The sequence below is a fragment of the Enhydrobacter sp. genome (genome assembly GCA_025808875.1).
GTDB lineage: Bacteria > Pseudomonadota > Alphaproteobacteria > Reyranellales > Reyranellaceae > Reyranella.
In genome coordinates, this window is record CP075528.1 from 1,104,278 (window position 1) to 1,122,776 (window position 18,499).

24 protein-coding genes are annotated in these 18,499 nt (G+C 66.3%); 22 read left to right on the forward strand and 2 right to left on the reverse strand.

Translation table 11 applies throughout. The features are described from left to right. Nucleotides 1–237 precede the first annotated feature (237 nt). Nucleotides 238–1,167, forward strand: a complete 930-nt coding sequence (locus tag KIT25_05520; protein UYN96400.1) for a DUF2493 domain-containing protein — start codon at nucleotides 238–240, stop codon at nucleotides 1,165–1,167. Nucleotides 1,168–1,241: 74 nt separating this feature from the next. Here KIT25_05520 and KIT25_05525 read toward each other — a convergent pair whose 3' ends face one another. Further along, nucleotides 1,242–1,451, reverse strand: a complete 210-nt coding sequence (locus KIT25_05525) for a hypothetical protein (GenBank protein ID UYN96401.1) — start codon at nucleotides 1,449–1,451, stop codon at nucleotides 1,242–1,244. Between the two features lie 321 nt (nucleotides 1,452–1,772). Between KIT25_05525 and KIT25_05530 the strand changes: the two genes are divergently transcribed. From KIT25_05530 to KIT25_05540, 3 genes are all read left to right on the forward strand, one after another. Next, nucleotides 1,773–1,940 (forward strand): hypothetical protein, encoded by a 168-nt coding sequence (locus KIT25_05530; GenBank protein UYN96402.1) that lies wholly within the window; start codon nucleotides 1,773–1,775, stop codon nucleotides 1,938–1,940. 148 nt (nucleotides 1,941–2,088) lie between these two features. Then, a complete protein-coding gene (locus tag KIT25_05535) occupies nucleotides 2,089–2,532 on the forward strand; it encodes a hypothetical protein (GenBank protein ID UYN96403.1) in 444 nt (147 codons plus the stop codon). 583 nt (nucleotides 2,533–3,115) lie between these two features. Then, nucleotides 3,116–3,439, forward strand: a complete 324-nt coding sequence (locus KIT25_05540; protein UYN96404.1) for a DUF736 domain-containing protein — start codon at nucleotides 3,116–3,118, stop codon at nucleotides 3,437–3,439. 221 nt (nucleotides 3,440–3,660) lie between these two features. Here KIT25_05540 and KIT25_05545 read toward each other — a convergent pair whose 3' ends face one another. Further along, nucleotides 3,661–3,888 (reverse strand): helix-turn-helix transcriptional regulator, encoded by a 228-nt coding sequence (locus KIT25_05545; protein UYN96405.1) that lies wholly within the window; start codon nucleotides 3,886–3,888, stop codon nucleotides 3,661–3,663. Between the two features lie 174 nt (nucleotides 3,889–4,062). On the opposite strand from KIT25_05545, the gene KIT25_05550 reads away from it, so the two are divergent. The 18 genes from KIT25_05550 to trbK-alt all read left to right on the forward strand — a co-directional run bounded on the left by KIT25_05550 (nucleotide 4,063) and on the right by trbK-alt (nucleotide 18,499). Further along, a complete protein-coding gene (locus KIT25_05550; protein UYN96406.1) occupies nucleotides 4,063–4,338 on the forward strand; it encodes a DUF2285 domain-containing protein in 276 nt (91 codons plus the stop codon). 241 nt (nucleotides 4,339–4,579) lie between these two features. Beyond that, complete coding sequence (locus tag KIT25_05555) at nucleotides 4,580–5,245, forward strand: DUF2285 domain-containing protein (GenBank protein ID UYN96407.1); 666 nt, start codon at nucleotides 4,580–4,582, stop codon at nucleotides 5,243–5,245. A gap of 153 nt (nucleotides 5,246–5,398) precedes the next feature. Continuing rightward, nucleotides 5,399–5,689 carry a helix-turn-helix domain-containing protein gene (locus tag KIT25_05560; protein ID UYN96408.1) on the forward strand — a complete coding sequence of 97 codons (291 nt, stop codon included), beginning with the start codon at nucleotides 5,399–5,401 and terminating at the stop codon, nucleotides 5,687–5,689. Continuing rightward, on the forward strand, nucleotides 5,686–6,324 hold the full coding sequence (locus KIT25_05565) for an AAA family ATPase (GenBank protein ID UYN96409.1): 639 nt from the start codon (nucleotides 5,686–5,688) through the stop codon (nucleotides 6,322–6,324). Before KIT25_05560 ends, KIT25_05565 begins: the two co-directional genes overlap by 4 nt. Beyond that, complete coding sequence (locus KIT25_05570) at nucleotides 6,321–6,575, forward strand: hypothetical protein (protein UYN96410.1); 255 nt, start codon at nucleotides 6,321–6,323, stop codon at nucleotides 6,573–6,575. The genes KIT25_05565 and KIT25_05570 overlap by 4 nt, the downstream gene beginning before the upstream one ends. After that, the gene (locus KIT25_05575) at nucleotides 6,572–7,078 is read left to right on the forward strand and encodes a DUF2840 domain-containing protein (GenBank protein ID UYN96411.1); all 507 of its coding nucleotides are present in this window, start codon (nucleotides 6,572–6,574) and stop codon (nucleotides 7,076–7,078) included. Before KIT25_05570 ends, KIT25_05575 begins: the two co-directional genes overlap by 4 nt. After that, nucleotides 7,075–7,620, forward strand: coding sequence for a S26 family signal peptidase (locus KIT25_05580; protein ID UYN96412.1), 546 nt, complete (start codon nucleotides 7,075–7,077; stop codon nucleotides 7,618–7,620). Before KIT25_05575 ends, KIT25_05580 begins: the two co-directional genes overlap by 4 nt. A gap of 45 nt (nucleotides 7,621–7,665) precedes the next feature. Then, on the forward strand, nucleotides 7,666–8,001 hold the full coding sequence (locus tag KIT25_05585) for a DUF736 domain-containing protein (protein ID UYN96413.1): 336 nt from the start codon (nucleotides 7,666–7,668) through the stop codon (nucleotides 7,999–8,001). Between the two features lie 3 nt (nucleotides 8,002–8,004). Continuing rightward, nucleotides 8,005–8,766, forward strand: a complete 762-nt coding sequence (locus tag KIT25_05590; protein UYN96414.1) for a lytic transglycosylase domain-containing protein — start codon at nucleotides 8,005–8,007, stop codon at nucleotides 8,764–8,766. A gap of 244 nt (nucleotides 8,767–9,010) precedes the next feature. Then, nucleotides 9,011–10,750, forward strand: coding sequence for a DUF3363 domain-containing protein (locus KIT25_05595; protein UYN96415.1), 1,740 nt, complete (start codon nucleotides 9,011–9,013; stop codon nucleotides 10,748–10,750). Nucleotides 10,751–10,781: 31 nt separating this feature from the next. Next, complete coding sequence (locus KIT25_05600; GenBank protein UYN96416.1) at nucleotides 10,782–12,770, forward strand: conjugal transfer protein TraG; 1,989 nt, start codon at nucleotides 10,782–10,784, stop codon at nucleotides 12,768–12,770. Between the two features lie 8 nt (nucleotides 12,771–12,778). Next, the gene (locus KIT25_05605) at nucleotides 12,779–13,213 is read left to right on the forward strand and encodes a ribbon-helix-helix protein, CopG family (protein ID UYN97833.1); all 435 of its coding nucleotides are present in this window, start codon (nucleotides 12,779–12,781) and stop codon (nucleotides 13,211–13,213) included. Nucleotides 13,214–13,382: 169 nt separating this feature from the next. Continuing rightward, nucleotides 13,383–14,366 (forward strand): P-type conjugative transfer ATPase TrbB, encoded by a 984-nt coding sequence (trbB, locus tag KIT25_05610; protein UYN96417.1) that lies wholly within the window; start codon nucleotides 13,383–13,385, stop codon nucleotides 14,364–14,366. After that, entirely contained in the window at nucleotides 14,363–14,695 is a 333-nt protein-coding gene (locus KIT25_05615) for a TrbC/VIRB2 family protein (GenBank protein UYN96418.1), read from the forward strand. The genes trbB and KIT25_05615 overlap by 4 nt, the downstream gene beginning before the upstream one ends. After that, the gene (locus KIT25_05620) at nucleotides 14,695–14,976 is read left to right on the forward strand and encodes a VirB3 family type IV secretion system protein (protein UYN96419.1); all 282 of its coding nucleotides are present in this window, start codon (nucleotides 14,695–14,697) and stop codon (nucleotides 14,974–14,976) included. The genes KIT25_05615 and KIT25_05620 overlap by 1 nt, the downstream gene beginning before the upstream one ends. A gap of 7 nt (nucleotides 14,977–14,983) precedes the next feature. Then, the gene (locus tag KIT25_05625; GenBank protein UYN96420.1) at nucleotides 14,984–17,422 is read left to right on the forward strand and encodes a conjugal transfer protein TrbE; all 2,439 of its coding nucleotides are present in this window, start codon (nucleotides 14,984–14,986) and stop codon (nucleotides 17,420–17,422) included. Further along, nucleotides 17,419–18,180, forward strand: a complete 762-nt coding sequence (gene trbJ / locus KIT25_05630; protein ID UYN96421.1) for a P-type conjugative transfer protein TrbJ — start codon at nucleotides 17,419–17,421, stop codon at nucleotides 18,178–18,180. The genes KIT25_05625 and trbJ overlap by 4 nt, the downstream gene beginning before the upstream one ends. A 22-nt stretch (nucleotides 18,181–18,202) precedes the next feature. Next, on the forward strand, nucleotides 18,203–18,499 hold the full coding sequence (gene trbK-alt, locus KIT25_05635) for a putative entry exclusion protein TrbK-alt (GenBank protein UYN96422.1): 297 nt from the start codon (nucleotides 18,203–18,205) through the stop codon (nucleotides 18,497–18,499).

An 18,499-nucleotide genomic window follows, 5' to 3' on the forward strand; every position in this document is an offset into this window, starting at 1 on the left:
CACGCCCACGGCCTTCTGAGAGGGCGATCGGGCTCACAGTCGGGCCGGCCGGGCAATGGCGGCGGCCGACTATTTTCCGGCGCGGCCCAGTGGGCCGCTTTCCATCGCGAAACAAAATAGCCGGCCTTAGCCATCAAGGCCCTCGCTGCGCTCGGGCTGCCAGTCCGCCCCGCCGGTGAGCCTTCGTCGCCATGAAGGCCGCGATGGGCGCGGCCGATCAAGCGAAGGAAAACTGCGATGACCCCCGACCACGACGACGCTTTCGAACCGCACCACAGTTCATCCCCGACCGACCAAGTCCTCCATGAACTCCAGCTCTATGGCTATCGTCCCTTCCATGACGAGCCCGATGCCAGGCCGCTTCCGGAAGCGAACATCCTCGCCGGCAGCATCTCCGACATCTTCGACGCCCTCGTGGTGGCGCTTGGTGACACTCGCCTCGAACCCGACCTCGAGGACCTGCTCTGGTCGACGGTGAACGTCTTCCATCGGGCCATCGAACGGATCGAACGTGAACTCGACGACAACGAGCTGTCCCAGCAGCGCTCGCAACGGGAGCAGGACGGCAGCGAGGTCAAATCCGTCGAGCTGGAGCGACTGACGGCGGAAGGCCAGACGCTGATCGAACGCCGCAACGCCTTCGAGCTGATGCGCGACCAGGCCGCCGACCAGTTCGAGCACCACACCCATTCGGCCTGGCGGCCGCGCAACGGATCGAAGGTCAACCATCGCAACCTGACCTCGGCGATGATCGATAGCCGCGATTTCCTGGCGGCGAAGAAGCGCGCCGAGAATCAGGTGCTCTTCCCAGCGGGGCCGAAGGTGGCATTGACTGGCGGGCTCGACTTCAACGATCACCGGCTGGTCTGGGCCAAGCTCGATCAAGTTCACACCAAGCACCCGGACATGGTGCTGCTGCACGGCGGATCGCCGAGGGGTGCGGAGCTAATCGCCGCCAAATGGGCCGACAACCGCAAGGTGCCGCAGATCGCCTTCAAGCCCGACTGGACGAAGCACGCCAAAGCCGCACCGTTCAAGCGCAACGACTCGTTGCTGGAGACCCTGCCGATCGGCGTCCTGCACTTCCCGGGCACCGGCATCCAGGACAACCTCGCTGACAAGGCGAAGAAGCTCGGCATCCCGGTCTGGAAGTTCGGCGGCGCGTGAGCGCCGCCTTACCCTTCCCGTGCAATGACGTGAAACCGCAACGGCGGGTCAACGGCTTTCCGCAAAACCGCCTTTCAGTCCGCTTCACCCGTCACCGCGAGCCGGGCCGCACGAGCATAGTGCGCCAACTCCGTGTCGTTCTCGATCAGGCCGTCGAGCAGCGCCTTCATATCGCTCTGATCGGACGCCGATTGAAACGGTCCCGCCTGTCGCTCGATCGCCAGCACCGCAATCGCGAGCGCCTTCTTCACCAGATGCAACTCGCGTCCCGTGAACTCCGTCATGCCGCATGCCTCAACCATCATGTCGACTCGTAAGCGCACCTTAGCCGATCGGTCAGCGCACCGTGAGGATAGCGAGGTTTCACGCATGGTCGGCGACGGCCTTTGAGTAACGGCTCCTGCCGACGGGCGCCACCCCGCGTCTACCAGCGCTGATCCTTGGTCCGGCCGAGGGGCCTGACGCCATCAACCCACAAGGGGTCGGCTTACGCTGAAGCGTGCCGCCGCTCCGTCTTTGCCTGCGCGGTGATTGCGGCCCTCGGTCGGACACATCGGGCGCCTGTCGCGCGGGGATGGCCCCGCCTCAACACAGGAGCCGGATCAATGTCTCAAGCCCTCGCACTCGCAAACGGCTGGAACCTCGCCACCACCCTCATGGCCTGCGTCGTCGTCTTTCATGCTGACGCTGGCAACTACGGCGTCATGCTCGCCGCCGAGTATGACGGCGATCCCGGCACCGTCATCCACGAATTCGACCCCTTCCAACCATGAAGGGGCGAAGTGCCACGCAAGCTGCACCGCAGAACGCCAACGGGAATTCTCCTCCCGCTGGCGTCTGTTTTCAGCTATACTTCTGCTCGCGCCGCGGTGGTGGTGGATGGCGCGACCGTCAAACATTCTCTCACGGGAGACCATCGCCATGATCTTCATTGGTATCATCGCCAGCATCGCCGCGATCGGCGTTCTCTGCTGCTTGATGTTCTATCTCGCGGTCTATGCGCTGCCCTTGTTCGCTGGCGTCACAGTTGGCGCATGGGCTTACGGCACAGGCGCGGGATGGCTCGGAGCTATTGCCGTTGGATTTGTCGCGGGCTTGGTCACACTCGGCGTGGGCCAACTCCTGCTCGTGTTCGTGAAACCGCTCTGGCTGAGGCTCGCGATCGCCATCGCCTTCGTCGCGCCGGCCGCAATCGCCGGCTATCACGCCACCCACGGCATCGTGAAACACACTATGCCGTCCGAGACGTGGCCGATCATCTTCTCTGTGATCGGCGCCATCGCAGTCGGCGTCACCGCATTCGTTCGCGTGACGACGTTGGCTGGGACCGCGCCTACGGGACAAGGCGGCATGGCGCGCGCTTAAGCGGGCTGCACGGCAGGGGCGGCCGAGCAAGGCTTGCATACGCCGTCCTAGTCGTTTGTTGGCGAGACGATGCCATAGAGCGCCTCTCGACTAGACGTGAGCAGCCCACATCGAAGCCCGCCGGGAACACAAGCCAATCGGCGAAGCTGCTCCTCAACTCCACAATGGTGGATCCCTGAGACGTCTTTCGTCTACGCGGCCGGGCGACGATCCCACTTTCGTCCGCCGGACGCCGATACGGAATGTTGCGCTAAACGTGCCGGTCCATTGGGGAAGGCGACGGGTCGAGCCACGTTCTCCTCGATACACCTCTGTCTGATCGAGCACTCCAAGCGGCCTCTTCGATGGGCTGATCTGGCCGAAGGCCGGCTGCGCCTCGACCGCCTATGCCGCAATGGCGCCGATCGACTTTCTTCCCCTGCCGGCTTCGCCGGCATTCCTCGCGAAACAACAAAGTCGCCTGGCTGCCATCCTCCGCTGCGCTTCGGCCTGCAAGCAGGTGCGGCGCCGATCGCCTCCGGCCAACCGATCGCCATCGAGGCCGCATGGTGCGGGCTCGAAACAGAGATCAAGGAGAACTACCATGGCGACCATCGGCACCTTCAAGAAGACCGGCAACGAGTTCAGCGGCCAAATCGTCACCCTCAGTGTCCAGGCGAAGAACGTCCGCATCGTTCCCGAGGCCAACCGCTCCGGCGAGAACGCCCCCAGCCACCGCGTCTTCGTGGGCCGCGTCGAGATCGGCGCCGCCTGGGCCAAGCGCTCCAACGAGGGCCGCGATTATCTGGGCCTCAAGCTCGACGACCCGAGCTTTACCGCCCCGATCTACGCCAACCTCTTCGACGACGAGGACGGCGAGGGCTACAGCCTGATTTGGTCTCGTCCCAACGGCCGCCGCGCCGACTAACCGCCAGCGACGCCCCGCCCGATCCTCGGGCGGGGCAGTCCTTCAAGGCCCCGCCAAGGCACGCACGCGAAACCACCTCGAGGCTGGCCCGAACGGGCTGGCCTTCCGGCTTTGCACCTTGTCGCTTTTCCGGATCGCCGGTTGGCCAACCCTACGCGTTTCCGCAGGTCCGGTTGGTCGGATCGGGACGCGAGCTGAATTGTAACGCGACTCGCGTAGAGTCATGTTTCAGTGACTTCCACCGTCTCATCGAGGAGGTCGGCGGGTTTCACGTTCAACGCTTCCGCCAAATGCCACATCGTCAACAGCGTGACATTTTGCTGGCCCCGCTCCATGCCGCTCACATAGGCGCGGTCCACACCCATTTTCACGGCGACCGCTTCCTGGCTCAGACCGGCAGCGACGCGATACCTCCTGACGTTGGCTCCAAAGATTCTGCGAATGTCCATCCGCAGGATAGGAGACAATAGTGCATTATATCGCTACGTGTTATAATACACGGCCGCGTCGGCTGAGCGTGATGCCGCCAGCGGGCTGCCGTGATGCGTGAAAAGCATCGGGAAATTTCACTTGTCGGTCTGGTGTGCCTTGGCGGAGCCGATACGATCAATTAACCAAGACAGATGGACGCGCCGATGATCACGATGGACTTCCTGGATCGTCCGCCCGAGAGCAACCGTCTCACGGCTTACGATGAAAGCCATCTCGCCGCCTACATCCGGTTGCTGGACGCCGACGCGGAAGGGGCCGATTGGCGTGAGGCGGTGCAAATCATCTTCGGATTCGACCCCGACGATGACCCCGACCGCGCTCGCGTTATTCATCAAAGCCATCTCGCCCGCGCCCGCTGGATGACCACGACGGGCTATCGCGAGCTCCTCCGTCCCCGCGTGTCCTAGAGCGGGACACTCCTCCCGGTTGTGCAAGGCATCGCGCCCCGCAGTTTTGGGGACTTCCGCCGAGCCTCGTCGGCGGCGAGGCTTAACGCGCAGGGGGCCACTCAGAGCGCGGACGAGGAGACGCGTATGGCCGAGCCGCCGGATTGGCGATTGCAGACAACCGAACGCGCGCTGAACCGCTTGGAACGGCAAGGGTTCGCGTGGGAGTTTCTGCGCCGCAATCCCGACTATCGCAGCGACTATGACCGCCTGCGCGGCACCCCGGCCAGCCGCGAGAGCGCTTCATTGCCGCATAGGAGCGCCACCCCGCAATGGGGGTTGCGCTTTCCTGCTCGATCCCGACCGCTCCGCTAGCGAGACCGCGATCTTCTGGCGGCCAGAGCTTGTCGCCAGCGTCTTGCTGATTGAACCAGCGCCGGCCGTCTTTCTCGCCGCCAAGCGACTCGACCAGCTCGACCTAACTCACGCCACACTGCACGCGCAACCCGGAGGCGAAGGTGCGATCATTTTAGCCGATCCCGACGGCGATCATCATTTGGTCGTCGGCGCCATCGACCCGGCTCAACCGCTCGCCGTTCTGCTGCCGCTCGACGACAACTTCCACATCCGCGCCGAAGCGGCATTGCGATTCCAACGCCGCCTATTTGGACGCGCCCCCGGTCCGCTACCGCGCGCGCTCACGCTCACACCGCGCCGCCGCCTGCGGCTGGTGCGCATGGTGCGTGCGCTCGATGGCCGATCCGCAGGCGCGACTTATCGCGAAATCGCCGGCGTGCTTTTCGACACGCCGCGGCAGTCCGCCACCGAATGGAAAACGTCGTCCATCCGCGCCCAGACAATCCGTTTGGTCAAGGATGCCGAGACGATGGTGCGCGGCGGCTATCTCCGCTTGCTGGCCGGCCGCTGACTCCCTGCGGTCCCCATCGAACGAGGGGCACAAGGGGGGTACGCGCACAGAGGGGTCTCACTCCGTCATCCACCCTGACGCCGGTGGTTCGCCATCGTGGTCGCCGCTTCGCCACTGCACGCCGGCGGGGCAGCCGATCCACCGGAGGCCCCAATGTCAGCAGCGCGACTCGACCCCCCGCCACGCTATCTCCGCACATCCGAGGCGGCGCGCTTCCTCGGCCTATCCGGTCGCACGCTGGAGAAGCACCGCACCTACGGCACGGGACCGGTCTATCGCAAGCTCGGCGGACGCATTGTCTATGCCCTCGACGATCTTCAGGCTTGGGCGGATCGCGGCACACGGCAGTCGACATCAGATCCGGGCCACGGTGTTGTCCACCCTGCAAAACGACAGGCGACGCCCGCCGGGGGAATGCCCGTGCGACGCGGCGGCGCGTCATGATCGTCGCGCTCCTCAATCAGAAGGGTGGCGTCGGCAAGACGATGCTCACGCTGCATGTCGCCGGCGAATGGGCGAGCAAGGGAAGGCGCGTCCTACTCATTGACGCGGACCCACAGGGCTCCGCGCTCGATTGGTCCCAGCAGCGGGCACGCGAAGGCCTGCCGCGACTCTTCGGTGTCATCGGCCTGGCGCGGGATACGCTTCACAGCGAAGCGCCGGAGCTGGCGCGAGACGCCGATCATGTGGTGATCGACGGGCCACCGCGCGTCGCCAGCCTGATGCGGTCCGCGCTGCTTGCCGCCGACCTGGTACTGATCCCCGTGCAGCCATCGCCTTTCGATGGCTGGGCGTCCGCGGAGATGCTCTCGCTGCTGGGCGAGGCGCGGATCTACCGCCCCCAGCTCGCCGCCCGCTTCGTGCTGAATCGCTGCGGAGCGCGAACCGTCATCGCGCGCGAGACGGCCGAGACGCTCGCCGATCACGATCCGCCGGTACTCACCAGCACCGTCGGCCAGCGCGTCACCTTCGCCGACGCGGCACGCTCCGGCCGCCTGGTCTCCGAGATCAACGAACGCAGCCCCGCTGCGCGCGAGATCACCGCACTCTGCACTGAGGTCGGGAGGATCGCACCATGACGGAGCGGCCCCACAAACGCGCCTTCACTGCACGTCCAGCCGATCCAGAGAGCTGGGTGAAAGCCCCCAATCCGCGGCACCCGCGCGGCGGCGACACCGCCACCTTCACCGCGCGCCTCACCATCGACGTCACGCCCGACATGCGTGGCCAGATCAAGATCGCCGCGTTTCAGCGTGGGGTCACCGTCGCCGACATGCTGCGCGAGCTACTCGCCCGCGAGTTTCCCCCAACCGATGGAGCAACGCCATGAACGGCGCAGCCGACTTGCGTCGCGCCGCGACGCCGAACGTCGCCGGCCTGACCCATGTCGAGCTGACCTGGATCGAGAAAAGGATCGAATATTGGATCCGGTTCGGACAGGAGGTCCACGAACAGATTCTCGACCGCCGCCGGCGCGTCGTCAGCTTCCCGCCCCACAGCGTTTTCGCGCTTGTCCGCTGGGCGTCCAACGACTTCGGAACGGTCCTCTCGCGCATCGACATCGTGCGCGCGGTTTCGCCGGGCGAACCCTATCAGACGTTGCCCTTCGTGCGCCCCGGCGGCGACATTCTGCTGAAGGCCGAGAGCTGGCGACACGTCGAGCGCGTCCTGCAGATCGTCGACGCGATCGAGTCCAGCGGCATCAATCCCGCCGAGGTCTCGCCGCACCATTGGCGCCACGTTCATAACCGGCTCGTCGCCGGCCAGGAACCGCGCAACTACACCGCGCAGCAGCACCGGGCCATCCTCTTGCGCCGAAGGGTCGAGCCATGACCCGCTTCGGCTACGTCATCACGACGTACTTCACCGTGATGCTGATCGGTGGCCTGTCCTTCATCCACATCACGCCCCGGCTGATCTGGAACGCGTCCGCCAGCACGCCGATCGGACTCTATTCGCTCGACCGGTCGCCACGCCTTCAAGTGACTGACCTCGTCGCCGTGGACGCCCCTGAGCCGCTCGCATCGTTCCTCGCCGAGCGTGGCTACGTGCCGCGCGGCGTCCCCCTCATGAAACGCGTCGCCGCCCTTCCCGGCCAGCAGGTCTGCCGCACCGGCGCACACGTCACCGTCGATGGCGTCGCGATGGGTGAAGCGCTGACGCGCGACCGTCTCGGCCGCCATCTGCCCGTCTGGCAGGGCTGCCGGCGCATCGCCGACGGCGAGATCTTCCTCATGAACTGGTCCGTCGAGGACAGCCTCGACGGGCGCTACTTCGGTCCGATTTCCACCCGCTCGATCATCGGCCGCGCAACGCCTGTGTGGACCGATGAAGACGGCGGCGGCCGCTTCCAATGGCGCGCCGCGACGCGGTGAACGACGCGCCTATCCGACCTCACCGCACAGCAAAGGAGTCTTCCCATGCCGCAGATCGGCGAATTCACCCGCACGAAGAACGGCTACGCCGGCCACATCCGCACGCTCTCGCTCGACGCCGAAATCGTGCTCGTCCCCGCCGAGCACACCGACGCTGAGAACGCGCCGGACTACCGTGTTCACCACGGCAGCGATGACGGCCCCGAGATCGGCGCCGGATGGAAACGCACCGGTGAGAAAGCCGGCGACTACGTCTCCCTGCAGATCGACGATCCCACCTTGGCCCAGCCAATCCGCGCCAATCTGTTCCAATCGGCCGAAGACAAATCCGCCTGGAATCTGCACTGGAACCGCCCGCCCAAGCGCGGCGAGCGGGACTGAACGATGTCCGGCCCGCGCCATCAAGCTGTCGTCGGGCGGCCAAGCGCCGTCCGACTGACATGCCTCCTTCTCCTTTCCGGCCTGCTGCTCGCCGTGCCGTTTAACGCCACAGCGAGCGCGCAGAACCCACCGGGCACGCGGACGGCGACGGCCCATCCGTTCGCCGCCTACATTGAAGAGGCCGCACGGCGCTTCCGCATCCCGGCCGCGTGGATTCGCGCCGTCATGCGCGCGGAAAGCGCCGGCGATGTGCGCGCGATCTCCTCTGCCGGGGCGATGGGCTTGATGCAGATCATGCCTGCTACCTGGGCGGAGCTGCGCGTCCGCCATGGTCTCGGGCGAAACCCATACGATCCGCGCGACAATATATTGGCTGGCGCAGCTTACTTGCGCGAGATGCATGATCGCTACGGTTCGCCGGGGTTTCTTGCAGCCTACAATGCGGGGCCAGGGCGCTACGAAGAATATCTCGCGGGCCGCCCGTTGCCGGCCGAGACCCGCGCCTATGTGGCCGCATTGATCCCTTCCTTCGGCGGCGGTGACCTGCCGGGTGCAACCACCGTCGCCGCGGCTGATCCTCGCGCCTGGACTCGCGCGCCGCTGTTCATCACGCGCGCCAACAACGTGACCAGCGTCGATCCAGCGCAGGCGGAAAGCACTCCGGACGACGCTCTGGCAGCAACTCGGGCGCGCGAGACTTCCGCGATCGTCCCGCAATCCTCGGGCCTGTTCGTGGCGCGCTCGGATGGCGGAGGCCCGCGATGACGGCGCTTCGTTCGGATCGCGGTCTGGCGGGCTCCAGCGCATCATGGAGTGCGTGGAGGGGGAAGCAGGACAACACAACCGCACGATGGCAGGATAAAGGGGCGCGATGTGCGCCTCGGTTCGGTTGTGCTTTTTCAATGGCTTACGCTGCGAATTCGCGAGGTGCGCCTGTTCGGCGCAGCCTGCGGCTCCGGCGATTTCATAAGCAAATCAGCGCTATCGCGCGATGTGCGGTCTTGCCGCCATGAGCGACGACAACGATTTCCGCGTCCGGCCAGGCCGCATCCGATCGACCAGCGCGCAGCGCGCGAGGCCGTTCATCGCCCAAGCCTTGGCCGCCGCCCAGCGCGCCGGCGGCTCGGTCTCCCGCAAGGGGACGATCGGCCCGAACCACCGCTCCCGGTTCGGCCGGGGCCAGCGCGCATCAGTGCAGGCCAATCGGTTCATCACGTCCCGCTCGCGCGGCGCCGTCGTCAAGGCGCGTGTCGTCCGTCACGGCGGACGGAGCGCGCCGCTCGCGACCCACCTGAACTATCTGGGCCGCGAGGGCGTCACCCGGGACGGAGAGAAGGCCCGGCTGTTCGGGCCTGGCGCCGATGACGCTGATCCGAAGGCGTTCGCGGAACGGTGCGAGGATGACCGGCATCATTTCCGGTTCATCGTCTCGCCGGACGACGCCGTGGAGATGTCAGACCTCAAGACCTTCGCCCGCGATTTGGTCGGCCAGATGGAGAAGGACCTCGGCACCAAGCTCGAATGGGTCGCCGTCGATCACTGGAATACCGAACATCCGCACGTCCATTTAATTGTGCGTGGCGTGCGCGAGGATGGCGAAAACCTCGTCATCTCCCGCGACTATATCAAGGAAGGCATGCGTGATCGGGCGCGGGATCTGATCACGCAGGAATTGGGGCCGCGCACGGATCACGAGATCCGTCGCACCCTGGAACGTCAGATCGACACCGAGCGCTGGACCAACCTCGATCGGCAGCTCGCACGCGACGGCTATCGCACCGGCGTCATCGACCTCGCGCCACATCCCAACCGCCAGCCCGACGAATTTCATGCGCTCAAGGTCGGGCGCCTTCGCAAACTGGAATCGCTCGGGCTTGCCGACCAGGTCGGCCCCGGCCAGTGGACTGTTTCCGAAAATGCCGAGACGACGCTGCGCGAGCTCGGCGAACGCGGCGACATCATCAAGCGCATCCATCGCGGCCTTTCAGAACACAGCATCGAACGCGGCGCGTCCAACTATGTGCTCGCCGGGGAAAGTCTGGACGATCCTGTGGTCGGCCGGCTGGTCGCCCGCGGTCTCGACGATGAGCTGAAGGGTACAGCCTATGCCGTGGTCGACGGCATGGACGGCCGCACCCATCACATCAAGCTGCCCGATCTCGACGCCGCCGGCGATAGCGCGCCCGGCTCAATCGTCGAGCTGCGCAGGTTCGACGACGCGAAGGGGCAGCGTCGCGTCGCGATGGCGGTCCGATCAGACCTCACCATCGAGCAGCAGATCACCGCGACCGGCGCCACTTGGCTTGATCGACAGGCGATCGCCCGCGAGCCGGTTGCGCTCGGTGGCGGGGGCTTCGGCGCGGAGGTGCGCGACGCCCTGGACCGGCGCGCCGAACACCTGATTGGGCGAGGTCTGGCCGAACGTCAGAACCGCGGCGTCAGCTTCAGCCGCAACCTGATCGAGACGCTCCGCCGGCGCGAGTTGGACGCCGTGGGCGCCAAGATCGCGGCAGAGAGCGGCCGCCCATTCAATAAGGCCGCGGCGGGGGAATACGTCGCTGGCGCCTACCAGCGGCGCATCGCGCTCGCCTCCGGCCGCTTCGCGATGATCGATGACGGCCTCGGCTTCCAGCTCGTGCCCTGGTCGCCCTCACTCGAAAAGAAACTCGGCCGGCATGTCTCCGGTCTCGCGCGCAGCGATGGCGGCATCGACTGGAGCTTCGGCCGCAAGCGGAGGCTGGGCCTGTGAACAGCGCGCCTCATCAAGAAAGGACTCCACTATGTCGGCCACCAAAATCCTCTGGGGCCAGATCCTTGTCGTCTCCCTGATTGTGCTCGCGACCACCTGGGCCGCGACGCAGTGGACGGCATGGCAGCTCGGCTTCCAGCCGCAGCTCGGCCGGCCATGGTTCGAACTCTTCGGCTGGCCGATCTACTATCCGCCGGCCTTCTTCTGGTGGTGGTACTTCTACGATGCCTATGCACCGCACGTTTTCGTCGAGGGCGCCTATATCGCGGCATCCGGCGGCTTCATCGCCATCGCGGTCGCCATCGGTATGTCGGTCTGGCGCGCGCGCGAGGCCAAGAATGTCGAGACCTACGGCTCGGCGCGCTGGGCGCGAGCCGATGAAGTCCGGGCGGCCGGCCTGCTTGGACCCGATGGTGTGGTGCTCGGCAGGTTCGACGGCGCCTATCTTCGTCATGACGGACCTGAGCATGTGCTGTGCTTCGCCCCGACCCGCTCCGGCAAGGGCGTCGGCCTTGTTGTGCCGTCGCTGCTGACCTGGCCAGGCTCCGCCATTGTTCACGACATCAAGGGCGAGAACTGGCAGCTCACCGCCGGCTTCCGCGCCCGACACGGCCGGGTGCTGCTGTTCGACCCGACCAACGCGAAGTCGTCCGCCTACAACCCGCTGCTCGAGGTCCGCCACGGCGAATGGGAGGTTCGCGACGTCCAGAACATCGCCGACATTCTCGTCGATCCCGAAGGGAGTTTGGAACGCCGCAATCATTGGGAGAAGACGTCCCACGCGCTGCTGGTCGGCGCCATTCTGCACGTTCTATACGCCGAGACCGACAAGACGCTCGCCGGCGTCGCCGCCTTCCTGTCCGACCCCAAGCGGCCGATCGAGTCGACGCTCGCCGCCATGATGAAGACGGCGCATCTCGGCGAAGCTGGACCGCACCCGGTCATCGCGTCGGCGGCGCGTGAGCTGCTGAACAAATCAGACAATGAGCGGTCCGGCGTGCTGTCCACCGCCATGTCGTTCCTCGGGCTTTACCGCGATCCGGTAGTGGCCGAAGTGACTCGCCGCTGTGATTGGCGCATCACCGACATCGTCGGCGGGACGCGGCCATCGACGCTCTACCTCGTGGTGCCGCCGTCCGACATCGCGCGCACCAAGCCGCTGATCCGGCTTCTCCTCAACCAGATCGGACGCCGCCTGACCGAGGACCTGCGGGCAAAGGGAGGCCGACACCGTCTGCTCCTCATGCTCGACGAGTTTCCAGCGCTCGGGCGCCTCGACTTCTTCGAGTCCGCGTTGGCCTTTATGGCCGGCTATGGCCTGAAGAGCTTCCTGATCGCGCAGTCGTTGAACCAGATCGAGAAAGCCTATGGCCCGAACAACTCGATCCTCGACAACTGCCATGTCCGCGTCAGCTTCGCGACCAATGACGAGCGGACGGCCAAGCGCGTGTCGGATGCGCTGGGCACCGCGACCGAGATGCGCGCGATGCGGAACTATGCCGGGCACAGGCTGAGCCCATGGCTCGGCCATCTGATGGTGTCGCGATCGGAGACCGCGCGCCCGCTGCTGACGCCGGGCGAGGTGATGCAGCTCCCACCCGCCGACGAGATCGTCATGGTTTCCGGAACGCCGCCGATCCGCGCGAAGAAGGCGCGCTACTTCGAGGATCGTCGGTTTCAGGAACGCATCCTGCCACCGCCGGCGCTGGCAAAGACAGCGGCGGCAAAGTCGGACGACTGGAGCAAGATGCCGCTGCCGCCGCGGCCGGAGATCGAGGGCGCCGCCGCAAAGGATGGCCAGGGCGACGACGAGGATCCGACCGGCTCGGAACGCCGCCACCAGCCCGAGCTGAACAAGGCCGGGACCGTCGAGAAGAAGGCGCCGATCAACAACGAGTTCGACCTCGATGGTCCCGACGACGCCGATGACGACGCCGCGCGCGCACGCCGGCTGAACCAGGTGATGCAGGGCATCGCGCGGCAGGTCTCGCTCGATCCCAACGATGGGATGGACCTCTGAGCGTGGCGATCATGAAGATTCCGAAGAAGCAGCGCCTCTCGGTCTATCTCGATCCGGACATCATGAAGGCGCTCACCGCTTATGCCGCGCGTCGCGATCAATCGCGATCCCTGGTCGCGGAAGCGGCGATCGCATCCTTCCTGTCACCCGACACCGCCGAGCGCCAGGAAGCCGCGACCACCAAGCGATTGGACCAGCTCGACCGGCGCATGACACGCATGGAACGCGACCTCGGCATTTCCGTGGAAATGCTCGCGGTGTTCGTCCGCCACTGGCTCACCACCAACCCGCCGTTGCCGGAGCCAGCCCAGGCGGCCGCACGCGCACAGGCGGGCGAGCGGTACGACGCCTTCGTCGCCGCGCTCGGCCGGCGACTCGCGAAGGGACCGAAGGTGCGTGAGGAGATTTCCGAAGACGTCACGGGCATCGCGGGCGCGGAATAACCATCGCGTAACGTGTCGCAAGCGTCCGGCAGTTCCGCCCTGTCCCTGTCTTTGTACGCCAGAGCACTACGACCCCGTTCTGCTTGTTGTCATGCCCTGATTTCTGCCTCTTCTACTGATCCCCGATCCAGGGCCGCGTGTTCGCGGTCCCGCACAGAACGGGGACGACATGGCGGTTTCTCACCAGCAATCAGAGGCGACCCTGCGAGGCGCGCGCATGTTGCGCACAGCCCTCGGCCCCGCCATCGCCGGATTCCTGGAAGACCCGTCGATCGTCGAGGTGATGCTCAATCCCGACGGGCGGCTCTGGATCGACCGCCTGTCCGAGGGGCTCTCCGACACCGGAGAGCGTCTGTCGCCCGCGGACGGCGAGCGCATCGTCCGCCTCGTCGCGCATCATGTCGGCGCAGAGGTTCATTCCGGTTCACCACGCGTTTCGGCGGAGCTTCCCGAAACGGGGGAGCGGTTCGAAGGCCTCTTGCCTCCTGTCGTGGCGGCGCCGGCGTTCGCGATCCGCAAACCCGCCGTCGCTGTCTTCACGCTCGATGACTACGTCGCCGCCGACATCATGTCGGTCGAACAGGCGGAGGTGCTCCGCCACGCCGTCGCGGACCGCCGCAACATCCTCGTCGCCGGCGGCACCTCGACCGGCAAGACGACGCTCACCAACGCGCTGCTCGCCGAGGTGTCGAAGACCTCCGACCGCGTCGTTCTGATCGAGGACACGCGCGAGCTGCAATGCGCCGCGCCCAACCTGGTCGCCATGCGGACGAAGGATGGCGTCGCATCGCTCTCCGATCTCGTCCGCTCCTCGCTTCGCTTGCGCCCCGATCGCATTCCGATCGGAGAGGTGCGCGGCGCCGAGGCGTTGGATTTGCTCAAGGCATGGGGGACGGGCCACCCGGGCGGCATCGGCACGATCCACGCCGGCACCGCGATCGGCGCGCTGCGCCGCCTCGAGCAGCTCATTCAGGAAGCCGTCATCACCGTCCCGCGCGCGCTGATCGCCGAGACCATCGATCTCGTCGCCGTGCTCAGCGGCCGCGGCTCGACCCGTCGCCTCGCCGCACTCGCCCGCGTCAAAGGCCTTCAGCCGGACGGCGACTACCGCGTCATCCCCGCAACCCAGCCCGTCTCAGGAGACCCCGAATGATCCGTCATGCCTTGCTCGCGCGCCGTCACATCGCGACAGCCGTGTCCGTCACCGTCGTCAGCATGATGCTGGCGCCGGCGGCTTATGCTTCCGGCTCATCGATGCCGTGGGAAGCGCCGCTGCAGTCCATCCTCGAATCCATCGAGGGACCTGTGGCCAAGATCATCGCCGTGATGATCATCATCATCACGGGTCTGACGCTCGCCTTCGGCGACACATCAGGCGGTGCGCGGAAGCTGATCCAGATCGTGTTCGGCCTCTCGATCGCCTTCGCCGCGTCGAGCTTCTTCCTGTCGTTCTTCTCTTTCGGCGGCGGAGCGCTCGTTTGATGGCGAGCTTGATCGATAGCACCGGCGACGTGCCGGGCTACGCCGTCCCGGTCCATCGGGCGCTCACCGAGCATATCCTGCTCGGCGGCGCGCCGCGCTCGATCGCCATCCTCAACGGCACGCTCGCGGCGGCGCTCGGCCTCGGCCTGCGCCTCTGGCTGGTCGGTCTCGGGCTCTGGGCGATCGGGCATTTCGCGGCGGTGTGGGCGGCCAAACGCGATCCGCAATTCGTCGACGTGGTGCGCCGTCACCTGCGCATCCCCGGCCACCTGAGCGCGTGAGGCCCCGATGATGAACCTTGCCGAATATCGCCGGACCTCAACCCGCCTCGCGGATTTCCTGCCCTGGGCCGCGCTCGCGGGCGAGGGCATCGTCCTCAACAAGGACGGCAGCTTCCAACGCACCGCTCGCTTTCGCGGTCCCGACCTCGATTCCGCGGTGCCGGCCGAACTTGTCGCCGTCGCCGGCCGCCTCAACAACGCCTTCCGCCGGCTTGGCTCGGGATGGGCGATCTTCGTCGAGGCGCAGCGGCATGGCGCCGGCGCCTATCCGGCGAGCCGCTTTCCCGAGGCCGCGTCCGCCCTGGTCGACGCCGAACGCAAAGCCGATTTCGAGGAAGACGCCTCGCACTTTGAGTCCAGCTACTTCCTGACCTTCGTCTACCTGCCACCGGCCGAGGACGCCGCCCGCGCCGAGAGCTGGCTCTATGAAGGCAAGGCCGACAACGGTCTTGACCCACATGAGGCGTTACGCGGCTTCGCTGATCGCACCGATCGCGTGCTCCAGCTCGTCGAGAACTTCATGCCGGAATGTGCATGGCTCGATGACGGCGAGACGCTGACTTATCTTCATTCGACCGTCTCGACCAAACGCCATCGTGTGCGCGTGCCCGAGACGCCCATGTATCTCGATGCGCTGCTGGCCGATCAGCCGCTCACGGGCGGATTGGAGCCGCGCCTCGGCGACAAGCATCTCCGCATCCTGACCATCGTCGGCTTTCCGACCGCGACCACGCCCGGGCTGCTCGATGACCTCAACCGGCTCGCCTTCCCGTATCGCTGGTCGACGCGCGCCGTCCTTCTCGACAAGACCGACGCCACCAAGCTGCTCACCAAGATCCGCCGGCAATGGTTCGCCAAGCGCAAGAGCATCATGGCGATCCTGAAGGAGGTGATGACCAACGAGGCGTCGGTCCTCGTCGACACCGATGCGGCGAACAAGGCGGCCGATGCCGATCTCGCGCTTCAGGAACTCGGCGCGGACTATGCCGGTCAGGCCTATGTCACCGCGACGGTCGCCGTCTGGGACGCCGATCCACGCATCGCCGCCGAGAAGCTGCGCCTGGTGGAGAAGATCGTTCAGGGCCGCGACTTCACCGCGATGGCTGAGACGATCAACGCCGTCGACGCCTGGCTTGGCTCGCTGCCCGGCCATGTCTACGCCAACGTCCGGCAACCGCCGATCTCGACGCTCAATCTCGCCCACATGATTCCGCTGTCGGCGGTGTGGGCGGGGCCGGAACGGGACGAGCATTTCGGGCAACCCCCCTTGCTTTATGGCAGGACCGAAGGCTCGACCCCGTTCCGGTTTTCCCTTCATGTCGGCGATGTCGGTCACACGCTCGTCGTTGGGCCGACCGGCGCCGGCAAATCAGTGCTGCTGGCGCTGATGGCGCTGCAGTTCCGGCGCTATTCGGGCTCGCAGGTCTTCGCCTTCGATTTCGGCGGCTCGATCCGCGCCGCGGCGCTCGCCATGGGCGGCGATTGGCACGATCTCGGCGGCGGGCTGACCGAGGGCGCGGCCGACAGCGTGTCGCTGCAACCGCTCGCCGGCATCCACCACGTGCCGGAACGCGCGTGGGCGGCGGATTGGATCGTCGCGATCCTGCAGCGCGAGGGCGTGACGATCGCGCCGGAGGTGAAGGAATATATCTGGACGGCGCTGACCTCGCTCGCGAGCGCGCCTGTTAGCGAACGCACCATCACCGGGCTTGCAGTCCTCCTTCAATCGAACGACCTCAAACAGGCGCTACGACCCTATTGCGTCGGAGGCGCCTATGGTCGCCTGCTCGACGCCGAGAACGAGCATCTTGGCGAAGCCTCTGTGCAGGCGTTCGAGACCGAGGGCCTGATCGGCACGGGCGCGGCGCCGGCCGTGCTCGCCTACCTGTTCCATCGCATCGAGGATCGCCTGGATGGCAGCCCCACGCTGCTCATCGTCGACGAAGGCTGGCTGGCGCTCGACGACGAGGATTTCGCTGGTCAGCTCCGCGAATGGCTGAAGACGCTGCGCAAGAAGAACGCCTCCGTCGTCTTCGCCACCCAGTCGCTTTCCGACATCGACAGTTCGGCGATTGCGCCCGCCATCATCGAGAGCTGCCAGACCAGGCTCCTATTGCCGAACGAGCGCGCGATCGAACCGCAGATCACCGCGATCTACCGGCGCTTCGGCCTCAACGACCGCCAGATCGAGATCCTCGCCCGCGCGATGCCCAAGCGCGACTATTACTGCCAGTCCCGCCGCGGCAACCGGCTGTTCGAGCTCGGTCTGTCCGAGGTGGCGCTGGCGCTGTGCGCCGCTTCCTCGAAGACCGATCAAGCCGCCATCGAACGCGTCATCGCCGAACATGGACGCGAGGGCTTTCTGCCGGCCTGGCTGCGGCTGCGTGGCGTCGCCTGGGCCGCCGACCTCATCCCCAACCTTAACAACCTGGAGACACAGCCATGATCTTCCGTCGCTCACGCGCGGCGCTTCTTGCCGCGTCGATCCTTTCCATTCCCGTGGCGATGTCGCCCGTGATGGTCCAGCCGGCATCCGCGCAATGGGTCGTCTACGACCCAACGAACTACGTGCAGAATGTTCTCTCCGCCGCCCGCGCCCTGGAGCAGATCAACAATCAGATCACCTCGCTTCAAAACGAAGCGACGATGCTGATCAACCAGGCGCGCAATCTCGCAAGCCTGCCTTACTCCTCGCTTCAGCGGTTGCAGCAGTCCGTGCAGCGGACGCAGCAGCTTCTCGGCCAGGCGCAGCGCATCGCCTACGACGTCCAGCAGATCGACCAGGCCTTTACTTCCACCTACGGCAATGCGTCGATGTCTGCCTCCGACCAGCAGCTCGTCTCGCAGGCGCGCGAGCGCTGGCAGAACACCGTCGGCGGCTTGCAGGACGCCATGCGCGTGCAGGCCGGTGTCGTCGGCAACATCGACACCAACCGCGCCGAGATGTCGGCGCTCATTGGTCAGAGTCAGGGCGCTACCGGCGCCTTGCAGGCGGCGCAGGCCGGCAATCAGCTCCTCGCGCTCCAGGCCCAGCAGCTCGCCGATCTCACGGCTGTCGTCGCTGCGAACGGCCGGGCTCAGGCACTGACCGAAGCGGAACGCGCGGCGGCTGCCGAGCAGGGTCGCGAGCAGCGCCGCCGCTTCCTGACCCCCGGCAGCGGCTATCAGCCCGGCAACGCCCGCATGTTCCCGAATGGCAACTAAGGCCCCGCAAGAGGATCGTGTCATGGACGGCAAGCTCTTGGCGCGCCTTGGCGCCGTCGTCTTCGTCGCCGTCGCCATCACGGCGACGGCGATCGAGATGTCCCGGAAAGAGGAAGAGCCGGCCGGCCAAGCGTTGCGGCCAGTTGAAGTCACGCCGGCCGATCCGCTGCGCCAGGCGCAGCGGCGGTGCCAACTGCTCGGCGAGGCCGCCGCGCGCGATGCCGAATGCCTGCGCACCTGGGCCGCAACCCGCGACCGCTTCCTCGGCGTTGCGCCGGCGCCAGCGCCGACGTCGCCGCAGCATGACGACGGGCGGTGA

Excerpts from the sequence above, each read along its gene's own strand:
- KIT25_05520 (UYN96400.1), top strand. The coding sequence starts at position 238 with ATGACCCCCGACCACGACGACGCTTTCGAACCGCACCACAGTTCATCC.
- KIT25_05525 (UYN96401.1), bottom strand. The coding sequence starts at position 1,451 with ATGACGGAGTTCACGGGACGCGAGTTGCATCTGGTGAAGAAGGCGCTC.
- KIT25_05530 (UYN96402.1), top strand. The coding sequence starts at position 1,773 with ATGTCTCAAGCCCTCGCACTCGCAAACGGCTGGAACCTCGCCACCACC.
- KIT25_05535 (UYN96403.1), top strand. The coding sequence starts at position 2,089 with ATGATCTTCATTGGTATCATCGCCAGCATCGCCGCGATCGGCGTTCTC.
- KIT25_05540 (UYN96404.1), top strand. The coding sequence starts at position 3,116 with ATGGCGACCATCGGCACCTTCAAGAAGACCGGCAACGAGTTCAGCGGC.
- KIT25_05545 (UYN96405.1), bottom strand. The coding sequence starts at position 3,888 with ATGGACATTCGCAGAATCTTTGGAGCCAACGTCAGGAGGTATCGCGTC.
- KIT25_05550 (UYN96406.1), top strand. The coding sequence starts at position 4,063 with ATGGACGCGCCGATGATCACGATGGACTTCCTGGATCGTCCGCCCGAG.
- KIT25_05555 (UYN96407.1), top strand. The coding sequence starts at position 4,580 with ATGACCGCCTGCGCGGCACCCCGGCCAGCCGCGAGAGCGCTTCATTGC.
- KIT25_05560 (UYN96408.1), top strand. The coding sequence starts at position 5,399 with ATGTCAGCAGCGCGACTCGACCCCCCGCCACGCTATCTCCGCACATCC.
- KIT25_05565 (UYN96409.1), top strand. The coding sequence starts at position 5,686 with ATGATCGTCGCGCTCCTCAATCAGAAGGGTGGCGTCGGCAAGACGATG.
- KIT25_05570 (UYN96410.1), top strand. The coding sequence starts at position 6,321 with ATGACGGAGCGGCCCCACAAACGCGCCTTCACTGCACGTCCAGCCGAT.
- KIT25_05575 (UYN96411.1), top strand. The coding sequence starts at position 6,572 with ATGAACGGCGCAGCCGACTTGCGTCGCGCCGCGACGCCGAACGTCGCC.
- KIT25_05580 (UYN96412.1), top strand. The coding sequence starts at position 7,075 with ATGACCCGCTTCGGCTACGTCATCACGACGTACTTCACCGTGATGCTG.
- KIT25_05585 (UYN96413.1), top strand. The coding sequence starts at position 7,666 with ATGCCGCAGATCGGCGAATTCACCCGCACGAAGAACGGCTACGCCGGC.
- KIT25_05590 (UYN96414.1), top strand. The coding sequence starts at position 8,005 with ATGTCCGGCCCGCGCCATCAAGCTGTCGTCGGGCGGCCAAGCGCCGTC.
- KIT25_05595 (UYN96415.1), top strand. The coding sequence starts at position 9,011 with ATGAGCGACGACAACGATTTCCGCGTCCGGCCAGGCCGCATCCGATCG.
- KIT25_05600 (UYN96416.1), top strand. The coding sequence starts at position 10,782 with ATGTCGGCCACCAAAATCCTCTGGGGCCAGATCCTTGTCGTCTCCCTG.
- trbB (UYN96417.1), top strand. The coding sequence starts at position 13,383 with ATGGCGGTTTCTCACCAGCAATCAGAGGCGACCCTGCGAGGCGCGCGC.
- KIT25_05615 (UYN96418.1), top strand. The coding sequence starts at position 14,363 with ATGATCCGTCATGCCTTGCTCGCGCGCCGTCACATCGCGACAGCCGTG.
- KIT25_05620 (UYN96419.1), top strand. The coding sequence starts at position 14,695 with ATGGCGAGCTTGATCGATAGCACCGGCGACGTGCCGGGCTACGCCGTC.
- KIT25_05625 (UYN96420.1), top strand. The coding sequence starts at position 14,984 with ATGATGAACCTTGCCGAATATCGCCGGACCTCAACCCGCCTCGCGGAT.
- trbJ (UYN96421.1), top strand. The coding sequence starts at position 17,419 with ATGATCTTCCGTCGCTCACGCGCGGCGCTTCTTGCCGCGTCGATCCTT.
- trbK-alt (UYN96422.1), top strand. The coding sequence starts at position 18,203 with ATGGACGGCAAGCTCTTGGCGCGCCTTGGCGCCGTCGTCTTCGTCGCC.